The 5,158-nt window shown below is 61.7% G+C and carries 4 protein-coding genes; 3 read left to right on the forward strand and 1 reads right to left on the reverse strand.

Going from position 1 to position 5,158, the window contains the following annotated elements; genetic code table 11:
- Nucleotides 1–385 (forward strand): integrase core domain-containing protein (locus tag CXY82_RS00320; protein WP_146068993.1); only part of this gene is annotated, 385 nt, incomplete at its 5' end.
- A 100-nt stretch (nucleotides 386–485) separates the two neighbouring features.
- On the forward strand, nucleotides 486–3,209 hold the full coding sequence (locus tag CXY82_RS00325) for an HAD-IC family P-type ATPase (protein WP_233199088.1): 2,724 nt from the start codon (nucleotides 486–488) through the stop codon (nucleotides 3,207–3,209).
- Between the two features lie 3 nt (nucleotides 3,210–3,212).
- Here the strand turns inward: CXY82_RS00325 and CXY82_RS16825 are convergent, their stop codons facing one another.
- Nucleotides 3,213–3,899, reverse strand: a complete 687-nt coding sequence (locus CXY82_RS16825) for a DUF6226 family protein (RefSeq protein ID WP_146068994.1) — start codon at nucleotides 3,897–3,899, stop codon at nucleotides 3,213–3,215.
- Between the two features lie 1,140 nt (nucleotides 3,900–5,039).
- Between CXY82_RS16825 and CXY82_RS00335 the strand changes: the two genes are divergently transcribed.
- Nucleotides 5,040–5,158, forward strand: a 119-nt coding sequence (locus CXY82_RS00335; protein WP_158252094.1) for a transposase, incomplete at its 3' end; no start/stop codon positions are given.

Genomic DNA, 5,158 nt, shown 5'->3' on the forward strand with positions numbered 1-5,158 from the left:
CCGAGTTGCGTGGCCATCCAACCCTTCGGACGTCCCATATTCCACCTTCATAATCGAGGTGTTGCTTCCACCGGTTGAATCCGCCCAATACGCGTCGGAGCAGATCACCGAGTTCGCTGCCGCACATGGCATTACCCGGTCGATGGGATACACTGGAATTTGCTGGGACAACGCAGTGGCCGAGAGCTTCTTGGCGAACTTGAAAACAGAGTTTTACTACCGTCGTATCTGGCCCACCCGGGCGCGCGCGATCCGCGGCGTCGCGGCGTGGATCGAGGACCGCTACAACCGCCGCCGCCGGCACTCCTCGATCGGGCATGTCACCCCGGTGGACTTCGAGATGCAATACTCGTCACAGGCCGCAGAGATCCAACTCGCCGCTTAACCCGTGTCCACTCTCCGGGGTCAAGGCCAACGCAGAGTCAGGGACGCGGCTGCACCCACCCATTTCGGTGGTCGATCCACGTTCCTAGAAAGGTGCTCCTTTGAGCGTCATCACCCTCCCCACATCGCCTGACTCAACATCGGGAATCCCGGCACCGCCGCACTCTCAGAGCGCAGACGATGTACTCAGCGATCTCGTCACCAGCATTGACGGACTCAGCGCCGCGGACGCAGCCCAGCGCCTGGGCACGTACGGTCCGAATGCGCTGCCCGTGCCGCCCAAGAAGAACCCGATACTGCTATTTCTCGGCCACTTCAACAACGTGCTGATCTACGTTCTCCTGGGTGCCGCTGTTCTCACCACCGTTTTCGGTGAGTGGGTCGATTCCGCCGTCATCCTCTCCGTCGCCGTTATTAACGCCGTGATCGGTTTCCTCCAAGAGGGTCGCGCCGAGAAAGCCCTCGACGGCATTCGCAAGATGCTGTCCCTCAACGCACAGATGAGAAGGGGTGGATCTTGGCTCAATGCCGATGCGTCGACCCTGGTGCCCGGCGACATCGTTCGAGTGAAACCTGGCGACAAGGTCCCCGCAGACGTCCGCCTCGTCGAAGCCAGCAACCTCAGGGTCGAAGAGTCTGCCCTGACTGGGGAATCTTCCCCCGCGGGCAAACAAACCGACCCCGTGCCCGCCGATTCGGGCATCGGTGACCGTCACGGAATGCTGTTCTCCGGCACCCTCATCGCCACGGGGAGCGGCGTCGGCGTCGTTACCGGAACCGGTGCGAACACCGAGATCGGGCGCATCCAATCGATGGTTGCCGATACCGGCAGGCTCGCCACACCGCTCACCCGCCAGCTCGAGGCCTTCAGCAAGAAAATCTCCCTGATCATCCTGGGCGTCGCAGGACTGATGCTCGTCGTGGGCCGCCTCATCCATGAACGCGACTTCGGTGACCTGTTCTCTGCGACTGTCGGATTCGCCGTTGCGGCGATTCCCGAGGGACTACCCGCATTGGTGACCATCACGCTGGCCCTAGGAGTTCGCCAGATGGCGAAACACCAGGCCATCGTCCGAAAGCTCACCGCAGTGGAGACTCTCGGTTCGGTCACCACAGTCTGCACCGACAAGACCGGCACCCTGACGCGCAATGAGATGACTGTTCGCACCGCCATCACTGCACGTGGAGCATTCCAAGTCGGTGGCATCGGCTACGCGCCCACCGGCGAAATCACCCACAATGGCGCCGCCGCGGCCCTATCTGACTTCCCCGATCTGGGCAGCCTCATTGAAGTGCTGGCCGAATGCAACGACGCCCGTGTCAGTGAAACCGAGGGGGCCTGGCATGTCGTCGGTGAGCCCACCGAAGGCGCCCTCCGCACTCTCGCCCTCAAATCCGGCTTTGACGATGCGGCCCACGAGCGACTCGGCGTCATCCCGTTTGAATCCGACAACAAGTTTATGGCAATTCTTAATCAGTCGGCCGACGGAAAGCCGCGCATCCTGATGAAGGGGGCCCCGGATCACCTCCTCACCCGTGCTACCCAGCAATTAGGTGCCGGCGGTGAGGTCGAGCCCCTGGACGAGGCGTACTGGACGCAGCACATCGACGACCTCAGCGCGCAGGGTCTGCGTGTGCTCGCCGCCGCAATCAGCGACGCACCTGCGGGAACGGGCGCGCTGCAAGTCTCCGACCTGGACACCGGCATGGTGTTTCTGGGAGTGGTCGGAATTGTCGACCCGCCGCGGCCCGAAGCGATTACGGCCATCGCCACAATGCATGGCGCGGGCATTCGGGTGAAGATGATCACGGGTGACCACCCGGGCACCGCGCTGGCGATCGCCCGAGAGATGGGAATCGCCAATCCGGACTCTCGTGTGCTTACGGGCAGCGAACTGGAAGCCATGTCGCAAGACCAGCTCGCGAAGATTGTCCGCGACGTCGACGTGTTCGCCCGCACCAGCCCGGAACATAAGCTCCGAATCGTCAAGGCGCTCCAATCCCACAATGAAGTGGTGGCGATGACAGGAGACGGCGTGAACGATGCCCCGGCGCTTCGGCGTGCGGATGTTGGAGTCGCGATGGGAATCAAAGGAACCGAGGCAACTAAGGAAGCCGCTGACATCGTTCTCGCCAACGATAACTTCGCCACGATTCAGCGGGCAGTCAAGGAGGGCCGCCGCATCCGCGACAACCTTCAGAAATCCATTGTGTTCATCCTCCCGACGACCGCAGCCCAGTCCCTGGTGCTGCTGCTCGCGGTGTTGTTCGGGTTCACGCTGCCGCTGCAACCCACCCAGATCCTCTGGGTTAACCTCATCACCGCTGTCACCTTGTCTCTGGCGTTGGCATCAGAACCTGCGGAGGCCGGCATCATGCTCAGGAAGCCGCGAGCCCCAGGCGGATCCATACTTGACCGCGCGTACATCGGGCGGATTGTTTGGGTTTCCCTGTTGATCACGGCAGCGACAATTGCGGTGTTCTTCCTCGAACAAGGGCTCGGGTCCACCACAGCGGAAGCGCAGACGAACGCAGTTACGATGCTCACCCTCAGCCAGCTCGCGTTCCTGTTCAACTCACGCTTCCTCCGGGCATCGAGCCTCACGGTGAAGGTCTTTCGGGGCAACCGTGCGATCTGGATTTCGATCGGCATTCTGCTGGTCCTTCAGCTAGTGTTCGTCTACGCGCCATTCATGAACGTGTGGTTCAGCTCAACGCCCGTGGGGCTCCGCGAGTGGGCCTACACGCTAGGCCTTTCCGCCGTCATCTTCCTACTTGTCGAAGCGCAGAAAGCTATCGGTCGGTTGCGCGTTCGCCGCGCCTGAGCGTCAGCGGCGTGCGGGTGCGCAGCCGATGGCGTCGGCTTCTCCCTGCGGAAGTAGTGGCCAGGGGGACCACTGTTCTGCAGGCGGTAGCGCGGTTCGCGCGGACTTGATCCGGGCCTCGGGCAGGTCCGCGGTGCGGCTGCGTCCGGATCGCATCCCGACCCCTGGATCATCGAGCCGGTATTCAATCCAGCCGCATCGCCCGGGATCGAATCGCTCAGAATAATCGCCTGACATGACGGTGCGCACGGTCCATTCGAGCTCTTGAACCAGATTCAGGACACCGTCATCACAGGCATCACAGCCGCACGGGAAATGGAAGTCGTGGAGCGAACCCGCGTGGAGGTACACACCCGGGAACCGCGTGAGGACAAATGTCAGCGGGGCCGCTGTCGGGTCGCGAGGCACGACCCGCACTGCGCGGACGACATCATTTGGCAGGTGGAGATGATCGGCATCGGCATCGGCGCTCGGGGCTTGGTCGACGGCAACGTCGAACGTAGTCTGCGGCCATTCGATGACTGCGTCGGCGACATGGTGCAACCGCGCGAACCGCTGCAGATTGCTAACACGGGAATACGCGTCTTCGGGCGGAGACGCTCCTACCCATCGATTGCCGTAGTCAATCGCTCGCTCCTGATCATCCCGGTAGATCTCCACTGGGAACGTGGGGCGTCGATACTCTGTCATGTTCACAAACTATCCGTCAGCGTTCTGCCCACCGAGCAATCCCTCGGCCCGCAACCGGGCGTCTCCGGACGCTTGGTTGTTGATGGCCGGCTGGCAATACCGTCCGGAGAACCACCCGCCAACGCCTGACCGCCGGCGAATGTGACCCCATCTGCCAGCTGCCGGCGTATGGCGCACTCCCACCGCGTGGTGGACGTCGCGGTCGTGGACGCTGACCTGGGCACCAAGTTCGGGCGGATCGTCGGGCTCATAGTTGTTCTGTTTGAGGGCTCCGCGCTCAGACTTGATGCGCGCACGTTTATGCACCGTTTATTGCGCCGAGATCGGCCTAGGTAGGTCGAGGTGTGCCGAAAGAATTGGCTCAGACGCTACAAGGAACTCCCGGTCAGATCGAGATCACTCGAGGTCATGACACTTGGGTCGTGACGTTCAATGGGGCCGTCGAAAACCGTCGGTCCCGTTCAAGTCCCGGCCGCCCTACTGAAAAACAAATTGATCAGGTTGTTCAGTGATCGCACCGGGGGCGAGACTTAAACCCAGTGTCAGACGGTCCTGGCTTTAGTGCAGGCTTCGCTTCTCACAGCACCTTGTGATCGGTCTCTTGTCACCATGGCAAGCGTTATGGCTAATTTGCTTATCGTTTATTGAACGTTTATTCGGCCGCGTCCTCCTGAGCCGGTCGCCTCGGCTCGGGTGCATGATCCGGTTGGGATGGTCCGGGGGGGCCTGACTATTTGAAGCCATGAGCGCCTCCCATTCGTGTTGTCCAGCATCGGGGATCGTGCGGGAGAGCGCCAGCGATTGCATGGCATGGAGCCGCTGACGCCCGCCGTCCTTTCTGTTGGGCGCTGGCGAGTGCTGCGTGATCGCACATGTTGTAGTTGCCGGTTTCGACCCAGATCGTGGTCTGGATGATCCAGTCCATGATCGCGTCGGCGTGGACGCTGGAGCCGACCCGCTCGTGCCAGTCCTTTTGCAAGTACTGAGTGCAGAACACCATTGTGGCCTTGACCCCGGAGTGCGGACACGGTCAGGCGGCGAGTTGGATCTCTGCGGCCTGTGACGAGTATTGCACCTCGAAGTCCACCGGTGTGGCCTTGACCCCGGTTGGTGGACACCTCACACGAGAGAATGTTCATAATGGGAAACACACGCCGGGAGTTCACTCCTGAGTTCACAGACGAGGCCGTCAAGCTGGTGATCAACACCGGTCGGCCCGTGTCGACCGTGGCCCGAGAGCTCGGCGTCAAGGAAGCCAC

Origin of the sequence: Cryobacterium sp. M23 (genome assembly GCF_002929655.1) — a bacterium.
Taxonomy (GTDB): Bacteria; Actinomycetota; Actinomycetes; order Actinomycetales; family Microbacteriaceae; genus Cryobacterium; species Cryobacterium sandaracinum.

Coding starts and splice junctions, on each gene's coding strand:
- CXY82_RS16825 (WP_146068994.1), bottom strand. CDS start 3,899: ATGACAGAGTATCGACGCCCCACGTTCCCAGTGGAGATCTACCGGGAT.